This window comes from Pseudoalteromonas sp. SIMBA_162 (genome assembly GCF_046535955.1).
In the GTDB taxonomy this organism is placed as follows: Bacteria; Pseudomonadota; Gammaproteobacteria; order Enterobacterales; family Alteromonadaceae; genus Pseudoalteromonas; species Pseudoalteromonas marina.
The window spans coordinates 1-267 of sequence record NZ_JAWJBQ010000504.1; the positions used below are offsets into that span (position 1 = coordinate 1).

General features: G+C 43.4%; 1 protein-coding gene. It reads right to left on the reverse strand.

The window, feature by feature from the left end:
• The coding region (locus R0J88_RS20695) for an ATP-binding cassette domain-containing protein (protein WP_410900982.1) at window positions 1–267 on the reverse strand (267 nt) is incomplete at both ends.

Consider the following 267-nt stretch of genomic DNA (forward strand, 5'->3'; position numbering starts at 1 on the left):
GAAGCTTGCGTAACCAGCGACGTAATTCCTTACGTACCTTAGCATCCAACGCGCCAAAAGGTTCATCGAGCAATAATACTTTAGGTTCTACTGCAAGAGCTCGAGCTAAAGCAACACGCTGACGTTGCCCCCCTGACAGTTGTGATGGATAACGATCTGCTAAATTATCTAATTTTACCAGTGCTAATAATTCATTTACCTTTTTCGCGATTTCTGCTTTCGATGGTCGCTCTTTTCTAGGACGCACCTTTAAACCATACGCAACAT